Annotated in this window: 22 protein-coding genes; 12 read left to right on the top strand and 10 right to left on the bottom strand. The window is 62.4% G+C overall.

The window, feature by feature from the left end; translation table 11 throughout:
- Window positions 1-12 precede the first annotated feature (12 nt).
- Window positions 13-408: a response regulator gene (locus IRI77_RS30165; protein ID WP_194448669.1), complete on the bottom strand. Its 396-nt coding sequence runs from the start codon at window positions 406-408 to the stop codon at window positions 13-15.
- 42 nt (window positions 409-450) lie between these two features.
- Between IRI77_RS30165 and IRI77_RS30160 the strand changes: the two genes are divergently transcribed.
- From IRI77_RS30160 to IRI77_RS30150, 3 genes are read left to right on the top strand one after another with little or no spacing between them, the layout of a single operon-like run.
- Window positions 451-2448 carry a DUF4139 domain-containing protein gene (locus IRI77_RS30160; protein ID WP_194448668.1) on the top strand — a complete coding sequence of 666 codons (1998 nt, stop codon included), beginning with the start codon at window positions 451-453 and terminating at the stop codon, window positions 2446-2448.
- Window positions 2445-3407, top strand: coding sequence for a homoserine dehydrogenase (locus IRI77_RS30155; RefSeq protein ID WP_194448667.1), 963 nt, complete (start codon window positions 2445-2447; stop codon window positions 3405-3407). The genes IRI77_RS30160 and IRI77_RS30155 overlap by 4 nt, the downstream gene beginning before the upstream one ends.
- On the top strand, window positions 3404-4246 hold the full coding sequence (locus IRI77_RS30150; protein WP_194448666.1) for a fumarylacetoacetate hydrolase family protein: 843 nt from the start codon (window positions 3404-3406) through the stop codon (window positions 4244-4246). The genes IRI77_RS30155 and IRI77_RS30150 overlap by 4 nt, the downstream gene beginning before the upstream one ends.
- 174 nt (window positions 4247-4420) lie before the next feature.
- On the opposite strand, the gene IRI77_RS30145 is transcribed toward IRI77_RS30150, so the two are convergent.
- Window positions 4421-4987, bottom strand: a complete 567-nt coding sequence (locus tag IRI77_RS30145) for a LysE/ArgO family amino acid transporter (RefSeq protein ID WP_194448665.1) — start codon at window positions 4985-4987, stop codon at window positions 4421-4423.
- A 76-nt stretch (window positions 4988-5063) separates the two neighbouring features.
- Between IRI77_RS30145 and IRI77_RS30140 the strand changes: the two genes are divergently transcribed.
- Entirely contained in the window at window positions 5064-5495 is a 432-nt protein-coding gene (locus IRI77_RS30140; protein WP_228486395.1) for an Lrp/AsnC family transcriptional regulator, read from the top strand.
- 80 nt (window positions 5496-5575) lie between these two features.
- Here the strand turns inward: IRI77_RS30140 and IRI77_RS30135 are convergent, their stop codons facing one another.
- A complete protein-coding gene (locus tag IRI77_RS30135; protein WP_228486394.1) occupies window positions 5576-6034 on the bottom strand; it encodes a hypothetical protein in 459 nt (152 codons plus the stop codon).
- Between the two features lie 52 nt (window positions 6035-6086).
- Here IRI77_RS30135 and IRI77_RS30130 point away from each other — a divergent pair, with 52 nt between their 5' ends.
- The gene (locus IRI77_RS30130) at window positions 6087-6485 is read left to right on the top strand and encodes a hypothetical protein (protein WP_228486393.1); all 399 of its coding nucleotides are present in this window, start codon (window positions 6087-6089) and stop codon (window positions 6483-6485) included.
- 223 nt (window positions 6486-6708) lie between these two features.
- Here the strand turns inward: IRI77_RS30130 and IRI77_RS30125 are convergent, their stop codons facing one another.
- Window positions 6709-7299 carry a hypothetical protein gene (locus tag IRI77_RS30125; protein ID WP_194448662.1) on the bottom strand — a complete coding sequence of 197 codons (591 nt, stop codon included), beginning with the start codon at window positions 7297-7299 and terminating at the stop codon, window positions 6709-6711.
- A gap of 535 nt (window positions 7300-7834) precedes the next feature.
- Window positions 7835-10876: a non-contractile tail sheath protein gene (locus tag IRI77_RS30120; protein ID WP_194448661.1), complete on the bottom strand. Its 3042-nt coding sequence runs from the start codon at window positions 10874-10876 to the stop codon at window positions 7835-7837.
- 131 nt (window positions 10877-11007) lie between these two features.
- Between IRI77_RS30120 and IRI77_RS30115 the strand changes: the two genes are divergently transcribed.
- The 3 genes from IRI77_RS30115 to IRI77_RS30105 are packed head-to-tail and all read left to right on the top strand — an operon-like array spanning window position 11008 to window position 13658.
- Window positions 11008-11769, top strand: a complete 762-nt coding sequence (locus IRI77_RS30115; protein ID WP_194448660.1) for a GNAT family N-acetyltransferase — start codon at window positions 11008-11010, stop codon at window positions 11767-11769.
- Between the two features lie 7 nt (window positions 11770-11776).
- The gene (locus IRI77_RS30110; protein ID WP_194448659.1) at window positions 11777-12940 is read left to right on the top strand and encodes a galactokinase; all 1164 of its coding nucleotides are present in this window, start codon (window positions 11777-11779) and stop codon (window positions 12938-12940) included.
- Between the two features lie 10 nt (window positions 12941-12950).
- Window positions 12951-13658, top strand: a complete 708-nt coding sequence (locus IRI77_RS30105; RefSeq protein ID WP_194448658.1) for a nucleotidyltransferase family protein — start codon at window positions 12951-12953, stop codon at window positions 13656-13658.
- Here the strand turns inward: IRI77_RS30105 and IRI77_RS30100 are convergent.
- Complete coding sequence (locus IRI77_RS30100) at window positions 13653-14858, bottom strand: lactonase family protein (RefSeq protein WP_194448657.1); 1206 nt, start codon at window positions 14856-14858, stop codon at window positions 13653-13655. The two genes, IRI77_RS30105 and IRI77_RS30100, sit on opposite strands and share 6 nt — an antisense overlap.
- 1048 nt (window positions 14859-15906) lie before the next feature.
- Here IRI77_RS30100 and IRI77_RS30095 point away from each other — a divergent pair.
- Window positions 15907-17052 carry an IPT/TIG domain-containing protein gene (locus IRI77_RS30095; RefSeq protein WP_194448656.1) on the top strand — a complete coding sequence of 382 codons (1146 nt, stop codon included), beginning with the start codon at window positions 15907-15909 and terminating at the stop codon, window positions 17050-17052.
- A complete protein-coding gene (locus tag IRI77_RS30090) occupies window positions 17039-17923 on the top strand; it encodes a hypothetical protein (protein WP_194448655.1) in 885 nt (294 codons plus the stop codon). The genes IRI77_RS30095 and IRI77_RS30090 overlap by 14 nt, the downstream gene beginning before the upstream one ends.
- Before the next feature lie 14 nt (window positions 17924-17937).
- Here IRI77_RS30090 and IRI77_RS30085 read toward each other — a convergent pair whose 3' ends face one another.
- Together IRI77_RS30085 and IRI77_RS30080 are read right to left on the bottom strand one after the other, a co-directional pair.
- The gene (locus IRI77_RS30085) at window positions 17938-19740 is read right to left on the bottom strand and encodes a sodium:solute symporter family protein (RefSeq protein ID WP_194448654.1); all 1803 of its coding nucleotides are present in this window, start codon (window positions 19738-19740) and stop codon (window positions 17938-17940) included.
- A gap of 81 nt (window positions 19741-19821) precedes the next feature.
- Window positions 19822-20742 (bottom strand): sugar phosphate isomerase/epimerase family protein, encoded by a 921-nt coding sequence (locus IRI77_RS30080; protein WP_194448653.1) that lies wholly within the window; start codon window positions 20740-20742, stop codon window positions 19822-19824.
- Between the two features lie 72 nt (window positions 20743-20814).
- On the opposite strand from IRI77_RS30080, the gene IRI77_RS30075 reads away from it, so the two are divergent.
- Complete coding sequence (locus tag IRI77_RS30075) at window positions 20815-21243, top strand: barstar family protein (RefSeq protein WP_194448652.1); 429 nt, start codon at window positions 20815-20817, stop codon at window positions 21241-21243.
- Here IRI77_RS30075 and IRI77_RS30070 read toward each other — a convergent pair.
- Both IRI77_RS30070 and IRI77_RS30065 read right to left on the bottom strand, forming a co-directional pair.
- Window positions 21221-22957, bottom strand: a complete 1737-nt coding sequence (locus IRI77_RS30070; RefSeq protein ID WP_194448651.1) for a metallophosphoesterase — start codon at window positions 22955-22957, stop codon at window positions 21221-21223. The two genes, IRI77_RS30075 and IRI77_RS30070, sit on opposite strands and share 23 nt — an antisense overlap.
- 29 nt (window positions 22958-22986) lie before the next feature.
- Window positions 22987-24225 carry a CotH kinase family protein gene (locus IRI77_RS30065; RefSeq protein ID WP_194448650.1) on the bottom strand — a complete coding sequence of 413 codons (1239 nt, stop codon included), beginning with the start codon at window positions 24223-24225 and terminating at the stop codon, window positions 22987-22989.
- A 113-nt stretch (window positions 24226-24338) separates the two neighbouring features.
- Here IRI77_RS30065 and IRI77_RS30060 point away from each other — a divergent pair, with 113 nt between their 5' ends.
- Window positions 24339-24998 carry a TetR/AcrR family transcriptional regulator gene (locus tag IRI77_RS30060; protein WP_228486392.1) on the top strand — a complete coding sequence of 220 codons (660 nt, stop codon included), beginning with the start codon at window positions 24339-24341 and terminating at the stop codon, window positions 24996-24998.
- The last annotated feature ends 1 nt before the right edge of the window (window position 24999 follow it).

Raw genomic sequence — 24999 nt, 5'->3', positions numbered from 1 at the left:
GAGGCAGCCCACCTACCCGCTGTGCCCCGCCGCCTTGGCCACCTGCACCAACTCGGCAATCGCCGCCAGCAACTGCCTGGGCACAAACGGCTTCAACAGCGAGCCCACACGCGGCCGCAACGCCGGATCCAGAATTTCGTTGCTGAAGGGCGACCCGCTGGAAATCAGAATCCGTACGGAGGCCGACTCCCGCAGCACCACTTCCATCACAGCCTCACCCGTCATGTCCGGCAGCTTCAAATCGAGCACGATTATTTGAAAGGGACACGGGGACTGGCGGCATTTATCGATAGCAGCCTGGCCGGTTTCACATACGTCGACCGTATAGCCCTGCCGCTCCAGATACTTGCGGAGCAGGTTCAGCAGCGGAAGTTCGTCGTCCACCAGGAGTAGCGAGAGGTTCGCCATGAGTGCGCCCTCTGAACATACCATCTAGATAGGGGAGGCGTCATGAAACAAGCGCTCGCCGCAGTACTCTCAGCCAGCCTGATGCAGGCGGCCGATTTGCCGGTGACCAAGGTCATCCTTTACAAGAACGGAGTCGCTTACTATGAGCGAGCGGGGGAGGTAAAAGCAGGAGAACCAGGCCGCCTCGACTTCCAGGCCTCGGAGATGGACGACGTCCTCAAGTCGCTCGTCGTCGATGCCAAAGGCGGCGTCTCGCGCATTCGCTACGAACTCAGCGAACCGCTCCAACGCAAACTCGCCGGACAAGGCATCCAGATCCGCGAGGAAATGCCCCTCGTCCAGCTCCTCGACCGCTGGCGCGGCGCCCACATCGAGCTCAAGTACGGTGGCGTCGCCCTCACGGGCGTCATCATCAGCGGCCGCCTCGCGCCCCTGCCCCAGCAGGGCCAGCGCCAGGAACTGTCGATCCTCACCGACTCCGGCGAAATGCGCCTCATCGATCTCGAAGCCGCCCAGGGCCTGAAACTCACCGACGCCAAGCTCCAGCAGCAGTTCGTCGACGCCCTGGCCGCCATCGCCCAGTCCCGCTCCAAGGACAAACGCGCCGTCTTCATCGACACCGCCGCCGGCGGCAAACTCATCGCCCGCTACCTCATCCCCGCCGCGGTCTGGAAGTCCAGCTACCGCCTCGCCCTGGCCGACACCGGCGACTCCACCCTCGAAGGCTGGGCCATCGTCGACAACGCCTCCGGCGAAGACTGGACGAACGTCGACCTCACCGTCGTCAGCGGACGCCCTGTCTCCTTCATCAGCCGGCTCTACGAACCCAAGTTCCTCACCCGGCCCGAAGTCTCCCTGCCCGACGACCAGCCCGTCGCCCCCGTCCTCTATGAGAGCGCCATGAAGAAGGAAGCGGACGCCCGCGCGGAAGGAGTCGCCGTCGGCGGCATGCGAGCCGATCGCGCCGCCAAGTCCAATCGAGCCTTCGCGCCCGCCATGGCCATGGCCCCCGCGCCCGCGCCCGAGTCCCTGTCCTTCTCGGCCGGCTCCGGCATGCTCAACATCAACACCGAAGCCCGCGAGGCCGGAGAACTCTTCGAATACCGCTTCTCCACGCCCGTCACCGCCAAGAAGGGCGAGTCCATGCTCCTCCCCTTCCTCCAGCAGAAGATCGGCGCCCGCAAGCTCCTGGTCTACTCGGACCGCTCGCAGCTCAACCCGCGCAACGCCGCCGAAATCACCAACATCACCGGCAAGACCCTCGACGGCGGCCCCATCACCGTCTACCAGGCCGGCGGCTACTCCGGCGAAGCGCTGATGGAAACCCTCAAGGCCGGCGAAAAGCGCCTCATCAGCTACTCCGTCGACCAGGGCACCCGCGTCACCACCAACTTTGAAACCACCAGCGACCTCGTCCGCTCCTTCAAAGCCAACCGCGGCATCCTCATCACCAACAGCGCCATCGTCACCACGACGACCTACACCATCGACAACGCAGACGCCAAGGAAAAGACCCTCGTCATCGAGCACCCCGTCGATCCCACCCAGAAGCTCCTCAGCCCCAAGGCCGACGAGACCAGCGCCAACAAATACCGCTTCAACATCAAGCTCGCCGCCAAGGGCAACGCCAAGCTCGCCGTCGTCCAGGAACGCGAACTCCAGCAGACCATCATGGTCAGTTCGCTGACGCCGGACGTCCTGGCCGATTACATCCAGAACAAGCAGCTCACCGCCGCGGCCCGCAAACAGCTCGAAGCCATTGCCGCCAAGAAGGCCGACATCGCCTCCGCCGACAACGAACTGCGCCAGATCGACACGCAGACCGCGGAAATCAGCCGCGACCAGGAGCGCATCCGCCAGAACATCAACTCCCTCAGCCGCATCGCCGGCCAGGAAGCCCAGGTGAATCGCTATGCGGCCGAACTCGCCAAGCTCGACACCACCCTCGCCCAGCTCCGCGACCGCCAGAGCGAGTTGCGCAAACGCCACACAACCCTCGACACTGAACTCAACGCCCTCATTGAGAAGCTAGAGTTTTGAGAGTCGCAATCATCGGTTATGGCAATGTGGGGCGCGCCTTTGCGCGCCTCCTCGAACAGAAACGTTCCGCCTATCCCTTCCGAATCGTGGCGGTCCACACCGCCCGCCACGGTTCGGCTTACGATCTGAAGGGTCTGCCCGTCGAGCCCGCCTTCGGCCCCGCCGCCCCCACCGTCGACGAATTCCTCGCCAACGCCCGCGCCGAAATCGCCCTTGAGCTCACCCCGCTGAACCCGGAATCCGGCGAGCCCGCCATCACCCACATCCGCACCGCCTTGCAGCGCGGCATGCACGTGATCACCGCCAACAAAGGACCCGTCGCCTTCGCCTCCGCCGCCCTCCACGAGGAGGCCCGCCGCGCCGGACTCGAGTTCCGCTACGAGGCCACCACCATGGACGGCACCCCCGTCTACAACCTCGTCCGCAACAACCTGCCCGGGGTCAAAATCGAAGGCTTCGCCGGAGTCTTCAACTCCACCACCAAAGTGATCCTCGCCGCCATGAGCCGCGGCCTCACACTCGACGAAGGCATCGCCGAGGCCCGCACCCTGGGCATCGCCGAAGCCGATCCCGTCTTCGACATCGATGGCTGGGACTCCGCCTGCAAAGCCGCCGCCCTCGCCAACGTCATCATGGACGCCCGCGTCACCCCCCAACAGGTCGACCGCCGCGGCATCGGCAAACTCACGCCCGAGAAGCTCGCCGAGATCCAGGCCACCGGCAAGACCGTCGCCCTCGTCGCCCGCGCCAAACGCGCCGCCGGAGCCGTCAAACTCCGCGTCCGCGCCGAAGTCCTCGACAAGGACGACATCCTCGCCTCCATGCGCGGCACCTCCAACCTTCTGGTGCTCGAAACCGATCTCATGGGCAAGCTCGGTGTCTTCACCCTCAAGCCCGGCCTCGATCAAACCGCCTACGGCCTGTTTTCCGACCTCGTCGACATCGCGAGAAGCTTATGAAACTGATGAACACCCAGCACGGTCCGGCCGTGCTCCACGACGGCGCCGCCGTCCTCTTCAAAGAGATCAACGCGAAGCGCGGCGCGGCCCTGCCCGCTGACCTGCTCAGCCTGATCCAGTCCGGCGACCTCAGCGCCCTCCACGACCTGCGCGGCATCGAAGGCGAACCGCTCTCCGGCATCACGCCACAGTTACCCTTCACCCCGCCCAAGATCTGGTGCATCGGCCTCAACTACAAGAGCCACGCCGAGGACATCAACGCCGTCCAGCCCGAAGAGCCCGGCAGCTTCATGAAGCCCGCCTCGTGCCTCTTCCCTCCCGGAGGCGACATCGTCCTGCCCCCGGCCGAAGTCTCCAACGATGTCGACGCCGAAGGCGAACTCGGGGTGGTGATCGGCCGCCGCTGCCGCTTCGTCCCGGCCGCACACGTGCCCGAGGTCATCTTCGGCTACACCACCACGCTCGACCTCACCGCCCTCGATGTCCTGGCGAAGAACACCCGCTACCTCACCCGCTCCAAGTCCATCGATACCTTCTTCAGCTTCGGACCCGTCATCGTCACGGCCGATGAAGTCCCCGACGTCGCGGCCCTCGAAGTGATCACCGGCCACAACGGCGGCATCTGCTCCCGCGATTTCGTCCACCACATGCGGCACCTGCCCTACGAACTCGTCCGCTTCCACAGCGACTTCTTCACACTGGAGCCCGGAGACCTGATCTCCACCGGTTGCCCCAAGGGCGCCCGCATCAAGGCCGGAGATGTCGTCGAATCGCGCATCGACGGCGTAGGCCGCCTGACGGCCAACGTCACCCAAGGTGCAAGAATCCCGATCTACTGAGAGGCCCGCGCACAAGCCCGCAGCGATTGGTGACCAGGGCTCAGGGCTTAGAGGCCATCCTACAACCGCGACCTCCCCGTTGGGACGGCGGACCCCCTGGTCCGCGCGGGATCCCCCGATCCCGCACCCGCCCCAACCCGCAAACCAAGCAGGGCCACCCGCGACCTCAAAGACCTATGCCCCCAGCAGAGGCCCGCTCAGAGCCCTCACCCCAAACCCAAACAACACACACGCGGCCACCCGGTTGATCCACAGGAACGCCACCGGCGTCACCCGCTGGCGCAGCAGCGAGGCCGCCGTCGACAGAATCGCCCACCACAGCATCGAACCCGCAAAGACCCCGCCGATGAACCAGCCCGGCGCGGCAGCGCCCAGACCAGCCACCATCGCCGCGAACGCCAGGATCGTCATGGGATTCGAGACCGTCAGCAGAAACGTCGACCAAAAGCCCGAGCCCTGGGCCGCCTGCGCGCCCGGCTCACTCCGCAGCGTCTGCCACGCCAGCCAGCACAGCATCAACCCGCCAATCAGAGCCGCCGGCCGCTGCCACGAGGCCAGCAGCGTCACGCCAAACACGGCCAGTGCGCCGTAGCAGAGATCCGCCGCCGCTGCCCCCAGGCCACAGATGAAGCCAGCCCGCATCCCCCCGGCCAGCGAGCGCCGCAGCACCAGCAGTCCAATCGGACCCACCGGAGCCGCAATCGAGAAACCCAGCACAATTCCCTTGAAAAATGCGTCCATGGCAGTATGTTAGGAACTTAGGGCGGTTTTGAACAGACGGGATCGTAAGCCGAATGGAGGAAACACCATGGAATCGATGGACGCCAGAGACTGGGAGCTTTTGAAACTGTTGCAGGAGGATGCGCGCATGCCCTTCGCTGAACTCGGCCGCCGCGTGAAGCTCACCCCGCCCGCCGTGGCGGAGCGCGTCCGCCGCATGGAAGACCAGGGCATCATTCAGGGCTACACGGCCCGCATCAACCGCGCGGCGATAGGCCGGCCCCTGCGCGTCTTCCTGCGCGTCCAAGTCCCGCCCAAGGAGTACCCGAAGTTCCTGCGCATCGTACCGCTCGAACCATGTTTAGAGGAATGTCACCACGTCACCGGTGCGGAAGCCTTCGTCCTGAAAGCCTCGGTGCGCGACGTGGCGGAGCTGGAACAGCTCATTCAGAAGTTCAGTCTGTTCGGGCCCACCGTGACGTCCATCGTTCTCTCGACCCCAATGGACCGGCCGAATCCCCAGTTGTAGCCAGCTCTCACCGGCGGCGTAGAACACCAGAGTTTTTCGATCGAGCTTTGGAGCACGGCTCCTTCGGGCATGGTCTCTCGTCACGGACGGCTGGATGCAAGCTGCGCCGATAAGGACGAGATCGCCTCGCGGTACTGACGCCCTTCAAAGCGAAAAGGCCCAAAAGCGGAATAGTCACGATCCGGTCGGTGCGGCTGCGAGAAATTCGTCCATTCGGTCATTTCACCTTCATGCCGGACGCAGCAGCACAGAGGCCAGCAGCCCAGTTCACCGCAATCACACCCCAGCAGGAAGGTCTCCGAGGAGATGCCAAGGAAGTTGTCCAACGGGTCAATACTACCGAAGGCAAATACAACTCCGCCGTATCCACCGGCCGGCTGGTAGCCAAACCGGGCTTCAAACTCCGTCACCAAATCTGCGAGCAGGAGACCGTCAATGACGGGCACTACGGCAAGCTCCAGCTGCTCGGGGGGATTTAGGGCGGCGACCAGGAATGAGAGGTTTTGGATGGCCATGGCTGGTCTGGAAAGCACAAGCATAGCAGGTCGATTCATCGTTTGCGGCCACGTTGGAACGTGCAATAATTCGGTCGTGAAGCTTCTCAAGTACGTTGAGCTAAAGAGCGGCTTTTCGGACAATGGTCCGGCCTGGATTGGTTTCGTGAGACCGTCTAAATCGGGTCGAACCCTATATTTCAATGGTCGCGGGCTCGTGAAACTCAAAGGTCAACGACGCGCATCGTCCGGAGGCAATTATGTCGATGTGGAAACGCGCGAGTCCTTCTGGATCTCCGGCGTAAAAAGGAACGGGCAAGACCGTCATTGGGCCGGGTCGGGCAAAATCCTGATCGAGGCCGCTGCCGTTCATGAGTATTTGAGGGAGATCGGCACGGAAGCGCTGGACCCATCACGTTGCGAGATTGCAGACTCGATCGTCGAAACCGATATTGAGCGACTTTCGCAGCTGGCAAATTCTGGCTTGGGCTGGTAGACGGACGATTCAGATCCAGTGTCTCGCGGATTTCTGAATCACTCTGGACGGCCCAACGCAACCTTGAATGACTGTCCGCGCGAAGCCTAAGGCCTCTGTGATCCACCGGAAAACTGACTGGGCATTGGGGTGCTTGCCTAAGCGGCGCCACGCACCCGCTGGTGTCTACTTCCGAAGCCAGCTTGCCAGCCGCCATCGCTTTTGCTCCAACTTGAGCCCGGCCCTACGGCACCATCAGGTTCGGCGAGATAAATAACGACGCCGACAGCCACCGGCTCAGCCAGCCCTTCTGCTCCCGGAAATCCGCCCACTCGATCGCGCTCGAATCCCCGTCATCGGCAAAGAACCCGACGCCGCCCGACTTCAGCCGCGAATCCGTCCACTCATCCACGACATGCCCGTCGATCAGCGTCGTGAAGCGGCTCCCCCGCACCATCGCCGTAATGTTGTACCGCCGGTCCTTCTGCAGCACCACCGGCAGCGGAAGTTCCGCCCGGTCGAACGTCCAGGAGTTCAACACCCCATACCGCACGATACTCGCGCCGCTGACCTCGCCCGGCCGCGACAACAGGATCTTGGTCGCGTAGTAGTTGTCCGTGTCGCGCGCCCGGAAGGCCCAGCCCATCCCCTTGCGCTCAATGGAGGCCCGGAACTGCAGTTCGTAGTCTTTGCTGTTCAACGTAGGCCGCCATAACCTCAGTTTGCCCGGGGATACCGCATTGCCGTTCCACGACCAACCGGTGCTCCCACCCGTCCACTCCGAGAGACGGCTGCGGAAATCCGACTTTACCTGCAACGGCTGCTCGCCGGGCATATGGCTTTGCAGCCAGCTCGACCAATTGTTCGAGAAACTGGACCGCCGCGACAAGTCCCGGCTGTCCCCTGTGCTCGGCAAAGTGGTGGGCGCAGTGGTAGCCAGAGGACTGGGCCCGCCGCCTGCGTTGCTGTCGGGGAACAACAACCGCAGACCCAACATGGCGGCCAGAACCCCGAACACAGCTCCTGCCAAGGCAGTGTTGGACGACTTACCCTGCTGCGGCTGCTTTTGAGCCCCTGATCGATTCGAATCCCAGAATGGATCTTCTTCGAATTCCAAGTCCCTCATCATCGAAGCTGAGGCACGCGGCCCCCGCTTCCTGCAGCCTTCACAACAGAACTCGCGGTCCGTCAATTGCCTCAGCGGGCTGATCGGTTTCCCGCACCTTTGACAACGCATCCGCTTTCTCCGCTAACTAGCGAATAGTACCAGTGACCTTGTAGGTTCATACCCCACTAGGTGCAAAAGTTCCTCCGCCTCAGGGTTGGCCACCCCACCAGGGATCCTAAAATCCCTTAACCAACCGGCCTGCTCATCGGAATCGGTACGCTCGGCCCACACCCAGCGCCGACAAATCTATCCCATAGAGGCACACATGATCGAAGGCCCAGAGACTGGTACAGTCCATCCCGAGGTCCTTCGCATAGGCAACCTCCCGGGACCACGGATACGAGCCTCTGAACACAGGGATCATGGCTCGAACGGCGCCCGGCGGCCAGCCAAGCTCAATCGGAAGCCGCATACAACTTCGAGCCAAGTCCAGGTCTCTGGACCACGCACCACAGTCCAATGCTTCAATCTTGAATCGGTCGAAGCCGGATGAATCTTTAGTACCCCATTCGTCCGGCAGGTTGACCCCACGGTTCAGCCGCCCGCCTAACTGATGGATTCCGATTGGCTTAGGATGATTGACGTCGTTTGGAAAAAGTATCTCCAGTTTTACGGCGGGGAATGCCTTCCTCAACGCATCGCCGATGGCCGCCGCATGGGCCCGTAACCTGTTCCGAAGAAACAACACATCCTTGCCCCCATTCACCTGCGGGTCGTCGTCCGGCCCTTCGAACCGGTGCAAGGCACGCCCCAGAACCTCCGCCGCCGCCTCTGTCGTGGCCGCGTCGTAGTAAGCCATCCCCCCTAAGGGATTATCCGGGGTGCGATTGGTGAAGTACCACCACGTAAACTCGCCCATCTGCAGATCCGGCGTCAGCCCCGCCGCCGACATCAGCCCGGCTAGCTCCTTAAACACCCGGATTTGAAATGCTTGCATCCCGGGCGAGAACGAGCAGTGGGACGACCTCAGCCCCCCGAAGCTCATGTCCGTCAGCACCGCCTTTCCGTCCGGATACTGAGCCGCGAATCCCGGCGGCGGATTCACCAGTTCCATCGACACCGACGTCGTCACCTCGCGGCCCGACGCCGCGCAGAGGCGGTAGAAGTCGGAGTGCCAGGCCCGCGCCCCCTCGTTCAAGGCGTGCTCCGCCAGTTCGTCCACCACCCAGTCGCCCATCGCTCCGCCGGTCAACTGCCCCGGAGACCCGCTCACCACCGCCGTCGACTCCGCCGCCCGCTCCACCCACGCCTTCACTGGAAACTCGTACGCCGCCGACGCCGATCGCGGCCAGATCCACAGCTTCGCCTGATCCACAGCCGCCCGCACACCCACATAATTCGCGTTGATCAGGTAGGCGAAGTGCAGCGCCACGGCTTCCGGTTGTTCGTCCGACAGCACCGACTTGCCACACCTCTGCCCCCCGATATCGACGAACGCCTGGTCGCCCGGCTTGAACTCGCCGCTGAACTCCAGGCACAGTCCTGGCATCGAGCCGCCCACGCGCTTCCGCTCGTTCCACCAGAAGATCCCGAGGTACTCATTCAATGGCCCCACCGCGCCTAACTTATCCAGAATCCACAAGATACGCGCAGGCGGCAGCTTGTACGCATGGTCCGTCGAATAGTCCAGCGCCGGGGTAGGAAAGGCATTCGGGGGGGCCGCGTCCGGCACGTCGCCGGCCACCACGGCCTCCAGGAAATCGAAGTAGAACGGCGAGCCGGAGAGCGCCGTCAGCCGCACCACATGGTCTCCGGGCGCCACCCCTCTCACCGCCGGCCGGCGCGTCACCACGGCCGGCTCCGACCCCAGCAACGTATGCACGTCCCCCGCCGTCACTCCATCCACCTCCACCCGCACGCCGCCCCGGTCCCCGTACAGCGAAGTCCCCAGCCACAAATCATGCGGTTTGTCGCAGTGATACCGCACGGTCACCGACGCCCCGGCCGTCCTCGTCACCCGCGCGCAATTGTCCAGGAAGAAGCCCGACTCGGGCTGCCAGGGCCCCTCGTACAGGCACCGTTTGTCCAACGTCCCCACGCGGACGCTGTCCGGCCCCGCCACTTGCAGCCGCCGCAGCTCCTCCGGTCCGGTCACGGCCCAGTTCTCGAATTTGGCCGACCACGGCGACGCTTCATACTCCTGGCTGTCCGCCAGCCGCGGAGCCAGCGTCAGCCACATCTGCCGCACCTCCTTCAGCCCCAGCGCACCGAAGTCCAATGAAATGTGCAGCTTCGCCGTGGACGTGCCGCCCGCGAACTGCACGTGGCCGGGCCCCGCCGTCAGGCGCGAGTTCTTCGACGTACAGTACATCCGCAGGAAGTTCGCGTCGTAGCCGCCCTCCGTGGTCTCGATCCGCAAGGTGCTGCCGTCCAACTCGGCTCGCAGCGCGTAAGTCGATGCTGTGTCGTAACTTGCACCGTTGATCTGGTCCCGCAGCGCGCGGCAGACAGTCGACTCCTTCACGTGATACAGGTACTCGGCAAAGCCGCCGTCCACGTTCACCGGCACGCGCGTCCCATCGTCCAGGCGCCGCTCCAGGTCGATCATCCACGGCTCACTGCCTCGCGAGGCAACGACTTCCGGATCGGCTTCGTACCCCGGCGTGACCCCGTTGATCCTGTCGATCAGCTCCGCCACCACCTCCGCCGCGGTGTCGCCCTTGAACTCCTCATAGCCGTAGCCCCGGTCCCGGATCACCACGGAATGAATATGCCCTTCCCCCTCGGCCAAGATCTCGTGCTCGCTGCGGACCTGGCCCGGCACGATGTAGTCGAATGCGTAGTTCTGATACCAGAGTGTGACCCGGTCCCACGCATCCAGGTCCTTGCCCGCAATCTTGAACTCGGCGCGCGCGGGCGCATCGGGTGTCTCCACCACAGTCGCGTGGTCCGACAACCGCACCTGTTGCCGGCCCCCGCTCGCCAGTTCCACGTCCAGGAACGGCCAGTCGATGGTCGGGTACTTCTTCGACGTCAGGGGCATTAGCCCGGAATAGGTCACGTCGAAATCCAGCTTGAGCCCGTCAAACCGGAAATCCGGCAGGTACTTTAAATCCGGATGCTCATAGAAATTATCGGCGTCGTACAACACGACCACCGCGAAATCCGCCGCGTCCCGGAAATGGCCCGACACCGAGAACCCGCTCGCTGTCGCATGATGGACCGCCGCCGATGCGCCCAGATGATCAAAACCGCGCAGCTGCACCGTCCGGTCCGGCTGCAATTTATAAATCCTCTCCGTCATATGCAAACCTCCACGGCAGAAGATACACACTGTTTCTAAAATTCAGCTCGCCCTACCCTGCGATTTCGCCCTATCCTCTTCAAAAGACAAGGCGAGAAAAAATACGGTACCCTTGTGACTGCCCTCTACGCATGCCTCAGATTTCTGAAAAACCCATGATCCGGGCCCGGCTCCAGCGGGATACGCCCTGGGCCGCCTACGCGCTCGGCGACCTGGCGGACGGCTACTTCGAGCACAGCTCGTGGCTCCAGGCAGGCAATGCCACGGCCCTGATCTACCGCGAATTCCCTACCCCCGTCCTGTGGATGCAGGGTCAGGACCAGGACTTGGCGGACCTGGCCGGGGAACTGCCTCGGGAGCAGTCCTACATCCTCCAGGTCCAGCCCCCGGTGATCCCGCTGCTGGAACGCCGCTATCGCATGGCCTACCTCAAGCCCATGTGGCGGATGTCGCTGGATCTAAACCGCTTCCAGCCCGGAGACACCACCGGCGCGGTCCGCCTGGGGCCGCCCGACCTGGCCGCCCTGGAGAATCTCTATGCCGATGGCGAGGCCGCCGGCGAGGCGCCCGAATTCTTCTTCCCGTCGATGCTGGAACAGGCCGTTTTCATCGGCGGCTGGCACGGCGCCGAACTGGCGGCCGTCGCCGGAACTCACCTGGTCTCCACCACGGACCATGTGGCCGCCATCGGAAACGTCTACACTCGAAGATGCCACCGCGGCCAAGGCTGGGCTACCCGCCTGACCACCGCCCTGGTCCAGGAACTGCTGGGCCTAGGCATGGAGACCATCGTGCTCTCCGTCCACCAGGCCAACCAGTCGGCTGAACGCGTCTACCAACGCCTGGGATTTCAAAGACATTGCGACTTCTACGAAGGTCGAGCCACTCTCTAGGTGAACCATGCCCACTCCTGATTCCGCCGCGCTGCTCGCGGCACGCTTCGGCCCCGGTTCTTCGGCCTGCCTCTCTGTCCCCGGCCGCGTCAACCTGATCGGCGAACACATCGACTACCACTTGCTGCCGGTGCTGCCCATCGCCATCGACCGGCGCATCCATCTCGCCTTCCGCCGCCGCGAAGACCGCCACATCCGCGCCGCTTCCGACGTCTTCGGCGATCGCGAATTCGAGTGGACCACCCGCCTCCAGCCCTCCGCCGCCGGCGATTGGGAGAACTACATCAAGGCCGCCGCCCAGGCCGTGCAGCACAAGTGGGAACTGTCCTACGGCATCGACGTCGCCGTAGTCTCTGACCTGCCCCCAGCCGCGGGCTTGTCCTCGTCCTCAGCCTTGCTCACGGGTATCACCCTGGCCCTGCTCCGGGCCAATGGCCTGGACGCGAACTTCGAGGAGTTGATGGAGATCCTGCCCGAGGGCGAGTACTTCGTGGGCACGCGCGGCGGAGGCATGGACCACGCCGCCGTCCTGGCCTGCCGCGAGGGCGCCGCCCTGCTCATCCACTTCGCGCCGCTGTCCGCCACTCCGGTGCCCATCCCGGCGGATCTCTCGTTCCTCGTTGCACATAGCCTCACCACGGCCGAGAAATCCGGCGAGGTCCGCGCCGAGTACAACGCGCGCCGCACCGCCGGCTCCAGCGGCCTGCGCCAGCTTGGCTTCGATTCGTTCGGCGAGGCGCTCGCCCAGCACTCCGTGGGCAACCTCAAGTCCATGGCCGCCAGCCGGTTGCGCGATCCCGAGCAGCGCTGCTTCCGCCACGTCATCACCGAAGCCAGCCGCGTCACCCGCGCCGTCGAGGCCCTGAAAGAGGGCGATGGCCAGTCCCTGGGCTGCATCCTGAACGCCTCCCACGTCAGCCTGCGCGACGACCTGCGCATCAGCAACAACGATCTGGACGAACTTGTACTCGCGGCCGGCGCCTCAGGCGCCCTGGGCGCCCGCCTCACCGGAGCCGGCTTCGGCGGCTGCGCCGTCATCCTGTGCCGCACAGCCGACCTGGAGAAAGTGCGCGCCGGCGTCATCGAACGATACTACTCAAAGCGGTCTGGATTCGTGCCGGAAGTACACCTCCTGACCGCCACGCCCTGCGCTGGTGCATTGTATCTGTAGGAGTTTGAACATGATTCGAAAAGCGGTGATCCTCGCCGCGGGCCGCGGTACCCGGATGGGTGAATACACGGTCGACACGCCCAAGGCCATGCTGCCCGTGCGCGGGCGTCCCATGCTGGAACACGTCCTGGACGGACTCGCCTCCGTCGGCGTCGAGCGGTTCCTGGTCGTCACCGGCTACCGCCGCGAGATGGTCGAGGAGTACTTCGGGCAGTGGCGCCTGCCCATCGATTTCCGGGTGCAGGAGTCATTGGACGGCACCGGCTCGGCCACGCGCCTGGCCCGCGATTTTGCCGCGCAGGATCCGTTCCTGCTGACCTTCGCCGACATCCTCTGCCCGCCTCCGGCCTATACGCTGTGCGCGAATACGTTGACGGACCATCCGGCCACGTTGGCCGTGATGGGCGTGAAGGACGTCGACGACCCCTGGCAGGGGGCGGCAGTCTACGAAGAGCAGGGCGTGGTCACGCGGGTCGTGGAGAAGCCTCCCCAGGGCACGTCCACAACCAGGTGGAACAGCGCGGGCCTGTACTCCATGAGTCCTCAGGTCTTCCCCTACCTGGACCGTCTCGAGAAGTCCCCGCGCGGCGAGTATGAACTGACGTCCATCTTCACGATGATGCTCGACGAGGGCCGCGAAGTGCGGATCTCGGCGATCGAAGGCGCCTGGCGCGATGTTGGACGGCCGGAAGACCTGGCCGCTGCTGAAACTCTATAGGAACGTAATGATCGACGGCGTCCCCACGGGTGTGTACTGTCCCGTAAACGCCGGCAACCCGGTCTGCGCGTTGATCTTAAAGCACGTCACTGCGTCGCCGCGCTGGTTGCAGACATACAGGAACCGGCCGCTGGGATCGAGCGTGAAGCTGCGCGGATAGTCGCCGCGCGTCCACTCCTCGCCCACCCACGAGAGCGTCCCGTTCGCACCGATGCCGAACACGGCGATGGAATCGTGCAAACGATTGGCGGCATAGAGGAAACGGCCATCCGCTGAGACCGCAACCTCCGACGTGTAGTTGGTCCCGGCAAAGCCCTTGGGCAGCGAGCTGAGGGTCTGTTTCGCCGCGAGCTTGCCCGTCGCCGGATCGTAGTCGAAGGCGATCAGGGTCGAGGCCTCTTCCTGGATGCTGTAGAACCACTTGCCCTTGGGATGCCAGGCGAAGTGGCGCGGCCCGTCGCCGGAGGGTGCCTGGAAGTAGGGTGTCGCGGCGGGCACGAGCTTCCCGCCATTGAGCGTCCAGACACAGATCCGGTCGAGGCCCAGATCGGTCGAGACAATGAACTTGCCAGACGGATCCGATTGGATCATGTGGCCGTGCGTGCGATCGTGCCCACTGATGGCAAAGCTGCCAGGAGGCGCGCTGGCGGCCGGCAGATGCCCAAGCTGGCCCTGCCCTTCTTTGACGTCGGTCGCTGCGCCGAGTGACCCATTGGCCTGAACTGGAAGGACGGCCACGGTGCCGCCATGGTAGTTCGCCACGAAGACAAACTTGCCGGAAGGGTGCACGCTGAGGTGGCAGGGTCCGGCGCCGCGCGAGCTGACTGTATTGAGAACGGTGAGATGACCGGTGGCCCGATCGATGGACATCGCGCTGACCGACCCGGAGCCCTTCTCTTCCTTCGAGGTCGCGACCTCGTTGGCCGAGTAGAGGTGCTTGCCGTCCGGGTGCAGCGCCAGCGAGGAAGGGTTGGGGACGCTGGTGAGGACGTCGCGCACGGTGAGGGCGCCGGTGGCCGGATCCATCTGGAAGAGATGGATCCCCTTGCCGTTGCCGTGACTTCCTTCCGGCCCGTCGGCCTGGTTGTAAGTCCCGACATAGAGCAGATTCGATTTCGGCGTCTGGGCGGAAACGCTCGCCAGGGTTGCCGTGAGCTGGAGAAAGCTACGCCGCGAGGGAGAGAGATTCGGATTGGGCATTGGCCTAGTGCCTAGTATGCCCAATCCGGAACCGTGGATCGGATCTATCCTTCGAGCCGCCCAGAATGGGCCCTCGTGGCTCGCAAGTGCGAATGCAAAACATGGAGTTTCTTCCTGGACCACAGCCACTCTTTTTTCACGTGAACGGGATAAGTCTATGGTGGTGCCAAGTGAATCTGTGCCGCGACTGGATGCGCGCGGAGAACTCCTGCGTGCTAAGTCCGCCAACAGCCAGTCAATTCCAAGCGGCCCAAAATCGGGATTCCGCAGAAAAACCGAGCCCTGGCGTGATGTGCTCGGACGGCAGCAACCCTCACGATCAAGACTGATATATATTGATCCACTCATCATTGCAATTCCCCGTAAATTAGCTCCGCCATTCAATCATGTAAGTGCGCATACCGCAAGAAATCGCTTGACAAGTGGTTTATTCTTGCGCATACTGAGCCCGTCGCAGACCAGAGGTGCGAAGCAATCAGTCTCTTGAAAGAACATAATCTATGCTGAAACTAGGACAAGGTGCGGCAGCAAGGTTCTACATGAATTTTTTTTGCGCTGTTTGTTTCGACGGCGCTACTACCAACGCACGCACAGACCAATTCAAGCACTAAAACCGAGATCAACGGCTCTGAACACCCGGATCTCGTGCCTGATCGAGAGGCGTATATGGTTCTTTTTCTCACTATGTCAGACCGTTCGACCGTCCCCAAGAACGACCGTCTCTTTCGTTTGCAGGATGGCGGGCTAGGCTCCGTCGAGGCAGGTTTGATAGTTAGTGCCTCGAATGAATTTCGTAGCTCATACGACTCGATCATGCTGCGCGTGAAGACAATCAAATAGAAAAATCTTTCCCGGCCCCTCCCACAGTCCGTATTCGTTCAATTTGACGCTCTTTTCGCCGAAGGGTGGACAGGCCTCGAAAAGACAAGGGCCGCGCTTGAGCGGGGCCTTGGACAGGCGGGAAGCGCACGGCTGAGGAGTTTCGTAGACACCAAAATTAAGCCTAATATGGTGGTCGTCCCGGGACAATAGAAGAGAGTAGATAGAAATGTCGCAACGGACTATTCTCCCACTAATTATTTCCACAGCGATACTTCTGCAACTCTCAGCTTCTCCTCCAACTGAAACCACATGCGCCGGCTATACTTACAATAAGACGCTAACAATTGAGAGATCATCTGACAAACTGAAGGTTATCGCAACATCCACCATCGGCGGATATAATCCTTGCTCGTTCTACACATATGTTGATCTAACTAGGCCATCTGGCGGACCGCCGGCAAGAGAGGAAAGCCCAGGGGACTACATACCTGGACTCGCCCAAGCGACTGTCCAGCTACCAATTCTCGACGCTACCGGAACATATGCAACAAGCAATTTCTGGAAGGTACAGGATGACAGCGTCTACCCACCATATCTCTATCTGCCAACCACCGAGCAGAAAGACCTGGCGGTGGCTCCGATTATCTCTACAGTGACGCCAAGCAATGCATCGCAGCGATCTGGTGTTCAAATGGTGATATCAGGACTCGCCTTCGGCACCAGCCCCACGGTGAACATCGACGGGGCCTCAAGCATCAATGTCGCTAGCGCGTCGAGCACTTCAATCAACGTCAGCTTTGACAGTAGTAACATGTCAATGGGGGCACACAACGTGACCGTCACCAACAACCTAACCAGCAATTCAGCGACATTTACGGCAAGTTGCATCGAACCAACTGGTTTCCATCAGACAGTTGGAACGCCGGCACCTCAGGGATGGCTATACTTCAGGTATGAATGGGTCTCGCCAACAGGGAATCTCGCGGATCTGAACAGATGCTCAATCCGCGAAGTAGTGCGTTACCCAAGCGGATCAGTCTATTACCCTCCCAGCCCACCGTGGCCGACTGATGCTGGCTTCATAAACCCCACGATATACCCACCTAACGACGGGAGGCCTGCCTCATACGGTTTTATGGAGGACCAGCACAAGTTAAGTTCAACAATGCAGTTTGCTAAGCCATATAGTACGAATTCATTCGTGGCATCACAAGACTACGAGTTCAGGTGTACGTGTGGATCAAATACGGACTGGACCGTTATAGGTGGGTTCCGCGACATCCAGATCGTTCGCTCTATCACGAACGAAAGCGGTCGCTGGCAGTACAAAATTGAGAAAAGCGGAGTATCCAATACCTATGACCTTCCATAACTATTCCTGGATCGGCTTGCCGCTTCGTTTGATTGGCGTCGCCGGATTTGTTCTCCTGCCGGCCATGGTTCTTCTTGCGCAGGAGACGGCGATGCCAGGAAGGGCGCGCATTTCCTACACGCTGGGACGAGCCGAAATCTCAGTCGGTGAACCGGTGGATGTCATCGTGCGATTCGAGAACCTTGGCGCCAACGACTTGGATCTGGAAACCGGTGATAACGGAGTTGGCAACTTCGTCTGGACTGTCGCTAGCCCTGACGGGAAGCCGGTGGAATACCCATACCACCCACCTTCTGGCGACACTGCGAGTTTTCCATTTCCCGTGCTGGGCCGAGGCACCGCCCGGCTGCAGCTCATCCTGGACGAGCGAACTCCGTTCCGCGAGCCGGGCCGGTACATTCTCACCATCCGTCATCTCCCGAGCGGCTCCGAGGGCTCGCTCTCCCTGCTCGTTGAACCTCGTAACGAGCAGAAGCTAACCGAACGATGCCGGCAGCTTGTCCGAGATCTGAAGGACGCGCGTGATGAATCCGAAAGGGCGATACTTCTCGGCCGACTGTGTGCGTTCCATGATCCGGTCGCCGTGCCGTTTATCCTGGAAGGCGTGAAGTCCAGCCAGTCCCCGAACGACTTCGCCATGGTGTCGCTGGCCAAATTCGACACACCCGACGCCATTCAGGCAATGCTCGACATTCTGGACCGTACGAAGGGCTCGTCCCATAATCATGCTTGGTCGCTAACTTACGGGCAGGCTGTGCGGATCAAAGATACCGCCCGGCGAGAGCAGATTTTGGCAAGACTTCTCAGAGAGTGCACAACAGCGCCGGAGCACCCGTCAGGATGCCCGGCGCCGCCGGTTCAGCAGCGGTAGGAGCAAAGAGGGAGCTATTCCCACAACCGGCGGATCACGAGGATCAGGATGGTGCCGCTGACCGCCAGGGTCGCCGTCAACATCATGACGTAGTCCATGCGGCCATACAGGAAGTTGCCGACCAGGAACAGGCCGGACCAGATCACGGAGACGCCGGTGACCCAACCCACCATGGCCAACGGGATGTTGTCCTGGCGAGCGTAGGCGGCGGCTTCGGTCGGGTCCACACCGGCTTCCCGGCGGATGGTGGTCCAGCCGGGCCCGATGGGGTGCACCAGGCGGTAGAAGCTGATCAGCTTGTCGTGGTCGGTCTGGGGTCCGAAGAGGGCCGTGATGACCCAGCAGAGCGTCGTGAAGCCGATGGTGAGCAGCAGTTCCTTGTAGGTGCCCAGGACGATGCCGTTCTTGTGCAGGATCAGGAACGCGATGGAGGCTCCAAAGGAACTGATCATGGCGACGATTTCGCACCATGCCGTGATGCGCCACCAGAACCAGCGCAACAGGTAGAGCAGGCCCGTACCGGCGCCCACCTGCAACATGATGTTGAAGTTGTCCTGCGCCGTCTGCAGCACGAACACCATGGCCGAGGAGACGACGAAGAGCAGGATTGTCGCCCAGCGGCCGGCTTTCACGTAATGCTTTTCCGTTTCGCCGGGCTTCAGGAAGCGGCGGTAGAAGTCGTGGACCAGGTAAGACGCGCCCCAGTTGAGGTGCGTCAGGATCGTCGAGGAGTTGGCCGCCACCAGGCCGCCCACCATCAGGCCGATGAAGCCGGTGGGCAGGAACTTGAGCATGGCCGGATAGGCGATGTCGTGGCCGACCAGCGATGGATCGACGTGCGGGAAGGCTTTCTGGATGTCGGAGAGTTCGGGGTAGATGATCAGCGAGGCCAAGCCAACGATGATCCAGGGCCAGGGGCGCAGGATGTAGTGGGCCAGGTTGAAGAAGAGTGAACTGCCGAGCGCGTCCTTCTCCGACTTCGAGGCCAGCATGCGCTGGGCGATGTAGCTGCCGCCGCCGGGTTCGGCGCCAGGGTACCAGACCGCCCACCATTGCACGGTGAGGGGGATGATGAACACCGCCAGGGCCAGATCCCAACTACTGGTGAAGTCGGGCAGGACGTTCAGGTAGTTGAGGCCGCCGGGCCCGACCTTGTGGGAGAGCTTCTCCACCAGGCCAGCCATGCCGCCGACTTGCGGCAGCTTGAGGGCGAAGTACGCCGCGGCGATGACGGCCGTCATCTTGATGAAGAACTGGATCATGTCGATGACCAGCACGCCCCACAGGCCGGAGTGGGCGGCGAAGACCACATTCAGCAGGCCGACGGCGAGCAGCGTCTGCCAGCGGCTCATGCCGAACAGGACACTGGCGATCTTACAGGCCGCCAGGTTCACCGAAGCCATGATGATGCAGTTGAAGAACAGGCCGAGGTAGACGGCGCGGAAGCCGCGCACGGCCGAAGCCGCCTTGCCGGAGTAGCGGACCTCGTAGAATTCCAGATCCGTCAACACGCCGGAGCGGCGCCACAGGCGGGCGTAGAAGAAAACAGTGGAGACGCCGGTGAGCGTGAACGCCCACCATTGCCAGTTTCCGGCCACGCCCTGGGTTCGAACGAAGTTAGCAACCAGGTTGGGGGTGTCGGAGGAGAAGGTGGTGGCGACCATGGAAAGGCCGGCCAGCCACCAGGGAACGGAGCGGCCCGAGGCAAAGAACTCCGCTGTACTCTTGCCCGATCGCTTGCCAAAAAAGAGTGCCGGAACGAAGCAAATCAGGATCGACGCAAGGGCAATCACCCAATCCAGAGGACCTAGAATCATAAGAACTCCCTGAACGGCTGAGAATAGCGCATGGGCGGGGTAAAAGCCAATGCGATCATCCGGTTGGTCCGCGCCCAACCCCTACGTAATCAGGGAGAAGGCCTTCTTCATGGCGTTGACGGTGGTCTGCAGGGCCTCATCCGGCGGCATGGCGCGCAGGGCGGCGTTGAAGGGCTCGCAGCGCACGGGCGCGTCGCAGCCGATTTTGTTCAGGGCGTTGAGGAAGTCGGCCACGGCGATGACACCGGTGGCGCAGGGGATTTCGCGCTTGCTGTCCACCTGCTGGTCGACGGGCACTCCGGCCGGGGCGTCGTTGAGGTCGACGGAGATGACGTCCTTGTTGGCCAGGGAGTGGATATCGGCCACTGTGTCTCCGGCGGTGTACCAGTGCCAGCTATCCATGAGGAAGCCGATGTTAGGTTCGCCGGTGGCGGCGATGAGTTCCTTCATCTCCTTCATGGTGTGAACGAAGGCGTAGCGGCGCGCGGTCCAAAGTGTTTTCGGGCCGACGTACTCGAGGCCCAGGCGCAGGCCGTCCCCCTTGAGGATGCGGGCGCACTCCTTCAGGCGGCGCGCGTGGATGTCGAAATTCTCGCGATAGGTGAGGGTGTCGCTGTTGGGGGAGAGCCAGGTGCTGACACGCGTGACGCCTGCCTTGCGCAGGGCGGCGCTGCGTACGGGCAAGTCCTTCAACCCTTTGGCGAACTCCTCGTCCGTTTTGCGAAATTCGACGGGCAGGCCGGCGTTGGCCCACACAATCTTCTTCGCCTTCATGTCGTCGAGGAAGCGCTTGAGGGCGCTCTCGTCCTGGGCGGCGAGCCAGGCTGAATCGGCGGTGACGGATTCAAAACCGAAGCGGGCGGCATAGGCCAAAGCCTCGGGCTGTGAGGCCTTTACGCCGATCGAGCCGCAGTCCAGGTGGATGGTCATCCGGGTGCGGCCGGATGCCATTGCCGCGGGCACCAGGGCGGTGGTGGCCGCCAACATTTCGCGCCGGGTCATGGAATTTCCTCCAAAGTGTGTTCCTGTCGGGAAAGTCTATCGCATATGCTGGAAGACTATAAGCGCTCCGCCATGAGTTTATCCCTCGGTCAGATACTCTTGCGGGTGGAGGATCCAGGCACGCCAGTGGTGTGGCTGGACCCAAGTATCCCGGACAGTCTCTGGGCTAGCCTCCCCGCGGCTCTGCATCGCGCCGGTTATTCGGTGCTGAATCTCGATGGAACCACGCCGGTCACGGATGCGGCCTCGCTACTGGAACGATTCGCATCGGCCGCGCCGGCGCCTGCCTTGCTGAGCGCCGATCTGTCAGCGCTGCGACAGAATCTGCTGCGCCTGCCGAACGACTCGCACATGGGGTGGGTGGTGCTGTTCCGGGCTCCGGAACAGTTGCGCCAGAACAACGAAGCGATCTTCGAGGAGCTGCTGGAGATTCTGGAGTTCATCCACGAATCGCGCTATGAGATCCATCAGCGCATGTTCAAGCTGATTGTGCGGGACTGAAGACGACCGGCACGAACAGCGGCCCGCTCCACTCATCTCCGGCGTTGAGCCGGAGTTCCACATTGCCCTCCGGCGCATCCAGCGGCACGGTGTAGTCGAGGCGGTACACGCCGGGCAGGGCGGTGGCGATGGGGGTCACGGGCATGTAATTCGAGGCCATGGCCAGGGCGAGCGGTGCGGCCGGCAGGTCTCCGGCAAGAGCGCCCAGGCCCGTGGCAAAGACGTCCGAGGCGGCGCCAGGCGCCACCGTGAGTTGCGGATCGAGCGGGAACAGCGCCGGAGCCAGGGTGGCGATGCGCACCTCCGTCTCCGCCAGTCCATTCGGCGTCTCCACCTGGAGGCGCACCACCACGGAGGCCGAATAGGGAACCTGGAACTGCGCGGTGACCGCGTTGGAATCGATCACGTCCTGCAGTTGTCCGTCGCAGCGCAGGCGGACCGGCCGGTCTGGTGAAAAGTGGTAGCCGCGCAGGACGGCAAGAGAACCCGGAGCGAGAGCCGGCCGCTGGTCAGCGGCGTTCACCAGATCGCGGATCGCGGGTGGGGGCGCAATCTCCACCCGGTCGAATTCGAGCCGGTTCGCATCGAGGGCGCTGACCACCATGCGCAGCCCGTCGATGTGCACCTTCACATATTCGAAGACCGAGGCGCCGTAGGCAGTGAGCGGGTGGACGTAGAAGGGGTAGAGTTTGGCTCCGCCGCCACCGGTGATGATGTAGGTGGTGCCCGCGCCGCCCTGGGCCGGCTGGCCGTCCTTTACCGGGCAGGTGCGCTGATAGAAGTGTTCGTGGCCATTCAGCACGAGCGGCACGGAGTAGCGTTCGCAAAGGGTGGCCAGGCGCTCGCGCGAGAGGGCGACAAAGGGATCGTCCCGGTGGAGACCCGCGGTGTAGGCCGGATGGTGGAAGAGGATAACCCGCCAGAAGGAGGTGCTGTCGCGCAGTTGCTGCTCCAGCCAGGGCAGCATGCGGTTGGTATCGGGATCCGGCAGCACGGGATCGTTCGAATCCACAGAGATGACGTGGACGGGGCCGTGCTGGACGGAGTAATAGCTCCACTGGTCGTCGGGCCCGAGGCGCAGCTTCATGTAGGGCCGCAGGCTGTCGGTGTAGTACTCGTGATTGCCCGGAGCGGAGTAGAAGGGGATGCGGGCCATCTGGGCCGCATAGGGCTTCAGGTAGGCCTCGCGGAGATCCGTGAAGCTGCCCGCGGGATACCCCATATCTCCGACATGGAGTACAAAATCCGCATCGGTCTCCTGCTGCATCGCGGCGGCGACGGCATCCTGCTCGGGCAGCCTGGAGCCGGAATCGCCGAGAGCGAGAAAGGTCGCGGTGGGGCCATGCGGGCCGGGTGTGCGGAACGTGCCGGAACCGGCCGGAGCGCTGTTCCATTCCAGCTTGTACTGGATGTCGGTTTCAGGCGGAAGGTCGGGCAGGCGGGCGATGAGCAGTTCTAGCTCGGAGTCGAGTCCGGTGATTTGGGGGGGGAGAGGCCGGACCCCGATTTCGAGCTGTGACCATTCGCCATCGCCGGCCTGCCACGAGAGCAGTCCGGAGCCCGGTTCGGTGAGAACCCAGAGCAGCGAGGCTCCGCCGCCGGGCAGAAACTGGAGGCGCGCGGTGGAGGCCTCAGGCGCGGCGCGCAGCATACGGGAGCCGGCCATTCCGGCCAGCAGGGCCTTGAGGAAAAGCCGGCGCCCGTGATGTGTCATTGCGTCACAAAACCTGTCTGGGCAGGCGCTTACTGAACCCGGCTATCCGGCTCCTGGTTCTGGACACCCTCGGAGGCCAGTGCCTCCTGAATGAAGGTGAAGCGGCTGCGGATCGAGAAGATCGTCCAATCCAACGCCTCATCATACTCCGCCTGCGTGTAGGGTTTGTTCTTATCTTCAATCGCGGAGGCTTTGGTCAAGGCGATGGCCTGGGCGGTCAAGCGGTCGAGCCAGCCGTCCTTGCCGCCCGCCAGGCGGTTCACCTCGTTCAGATGGAAGAGGAAGCGCTGCTTCAGCTCAGGCACCTGGAGGGCGGTGTGCAGGATGACGTTCTCATCCAGCCGGGCGAAGATGGGTTCGTCCCAGTAGTTCAGGGCGGCGCTCTTGTCCCAGGGAATGAACTCGAAGGGCGTGCCGGCGCCGGCCTGGTAGAGGTAGAAGTTGTTCGAACCGACCACCCCGGCGAGGCCGTCGATCTCACCCAGGTAGGTCTCGACGGCCACATGGCGCAGCAGTCGGTTGATATCCAGGTGGGAGGCGATGTCGTCGACAAAGGTCTCGGGCGTGGTGGAGTTGACCGCCTTGATGAAGGCTATCAGCTCTCCGGTATTGGGCGTTTTCTTGTTGGTTTTCAATTCGAAGGGATCTGGAGAATAGGCGGCAGGGTCGTCGCCAAGGTCCTCGAAGTGATAGATGTTGACGAGGTTGTACTCGTACAGCCAGCCTGTATTGGTGTAGAAATTGCGAGCCAGAAACGGGGTGTCGATGTCCTCCACCAGCAGGAAGAGCCCCTGGTATTCGCCGTTCACATTCACCCGGGCAAAGGCGCTGCGGGGGGCGGGCACGCCGGCCCGGCGGAACATCTGCATGCTGAGGTAGTCGCGCAGCATGGGCGGATCCTGGATCATGTTGATCAGCACCAGGGATTTCTGGAGAAGAAACCTGGCGCCATCCACGTATTTATCGATTGAGATTTTCAGCGACGGCTTCACGCCGGAACGGCTGCTGCTGCCGCGGCTGCGGACGGCGACATCAGTGACAGTGATGCCGCTCCAGCTCATGGTGGCTTTGTAGTTGGTGTCTTCGGTGTAGTTCTGCTTCAGGAGCGCCCAGTCGTCCGGACTCATCGTGAGATCGAATTGATGGAGAACGCTGGAGTCATAGAGTTTGGTGGAGCTATCGATGACGGAATCCGGTACTTGAGCCAGGAGGCTGCCCGGGCAGAACGAGGCAAGCAATCCAATCAGTATTAAATTGTTTATTTTCATTGGCTTACCGTAAGAATTAAGACGGCAATATCCGAAAAAAGGTTGCGCGGCTTGTGATGTGATCTTTGTCGCGTTGCCGGACCAAGCTAGCGCCTGCTATCTTAGTAGGTGCTATGTTAGCGGACGCTAATTTCGATACTCCAGTCGTGGGGAAGCAGCGGTTGCGCAGTGGAGAGCGGCGGGCAGCCATTCTCCGAACGGCGGTGGAGCTGTTTGCCCAACGAGGCTTCCGGGGTACGACGACGCGGGAACTGGCTTCGGCCGTCGGCGTGAGTGAGCCGGTGCTGTACCAGCATTTCGCGACGAAACGGGAACTTTACACAGCCATCGTGGACCACATGGTGGCTGAGGCATCGCTTACCTTCGACGCGAGCATGCGCAAGGTGGACGGCGAGCAGGACGATGTGGGATTGCTAATGGCGCTGGGGGAAGTGATCCTCGGCTGGTATCTGGACGATCCCGCGCAGATCCGCCTGCTGATGTTCAGCGGGCTGGAGGGTCATGAACTGGCGGAGCTGTGGCATGAGCGGGCCACCACACAATTCAAAGCCTTTGTGGCGTCCTATATGGAGCGGCGGATCAAGGACGGCGCTTTTCGCGGTTTTGACCCGCAGACCTTATCTTTCGCCTTCGTGGGGCCGATTGCCCACTATGGACTGGTTTCGACTGTGTTCCGCTGCCCCCTGCCGGAACGCCCACGGAACGAGATCGTCCGAGAATTCGTTGATCTTTTTTTGAATGGCATCCGCCCCCGTGCGGAAGGAGACCTGTAGT

The sequence above is a fragment of the Paludibaculum fermentans genome (genome assembly GCF_015277775.1).
GTDB lineage: Bacteria > Acidobacteriota > Terriglobia > Bryobacterales > Bryobacteraceae > Paludibaculum > Paludibaculum fermentans.
The sequence above is the reverse complement of the archived record's forward strand: the minus strand, read 5'-3'. Positions and strand labels throughout refer to the sequence as shown.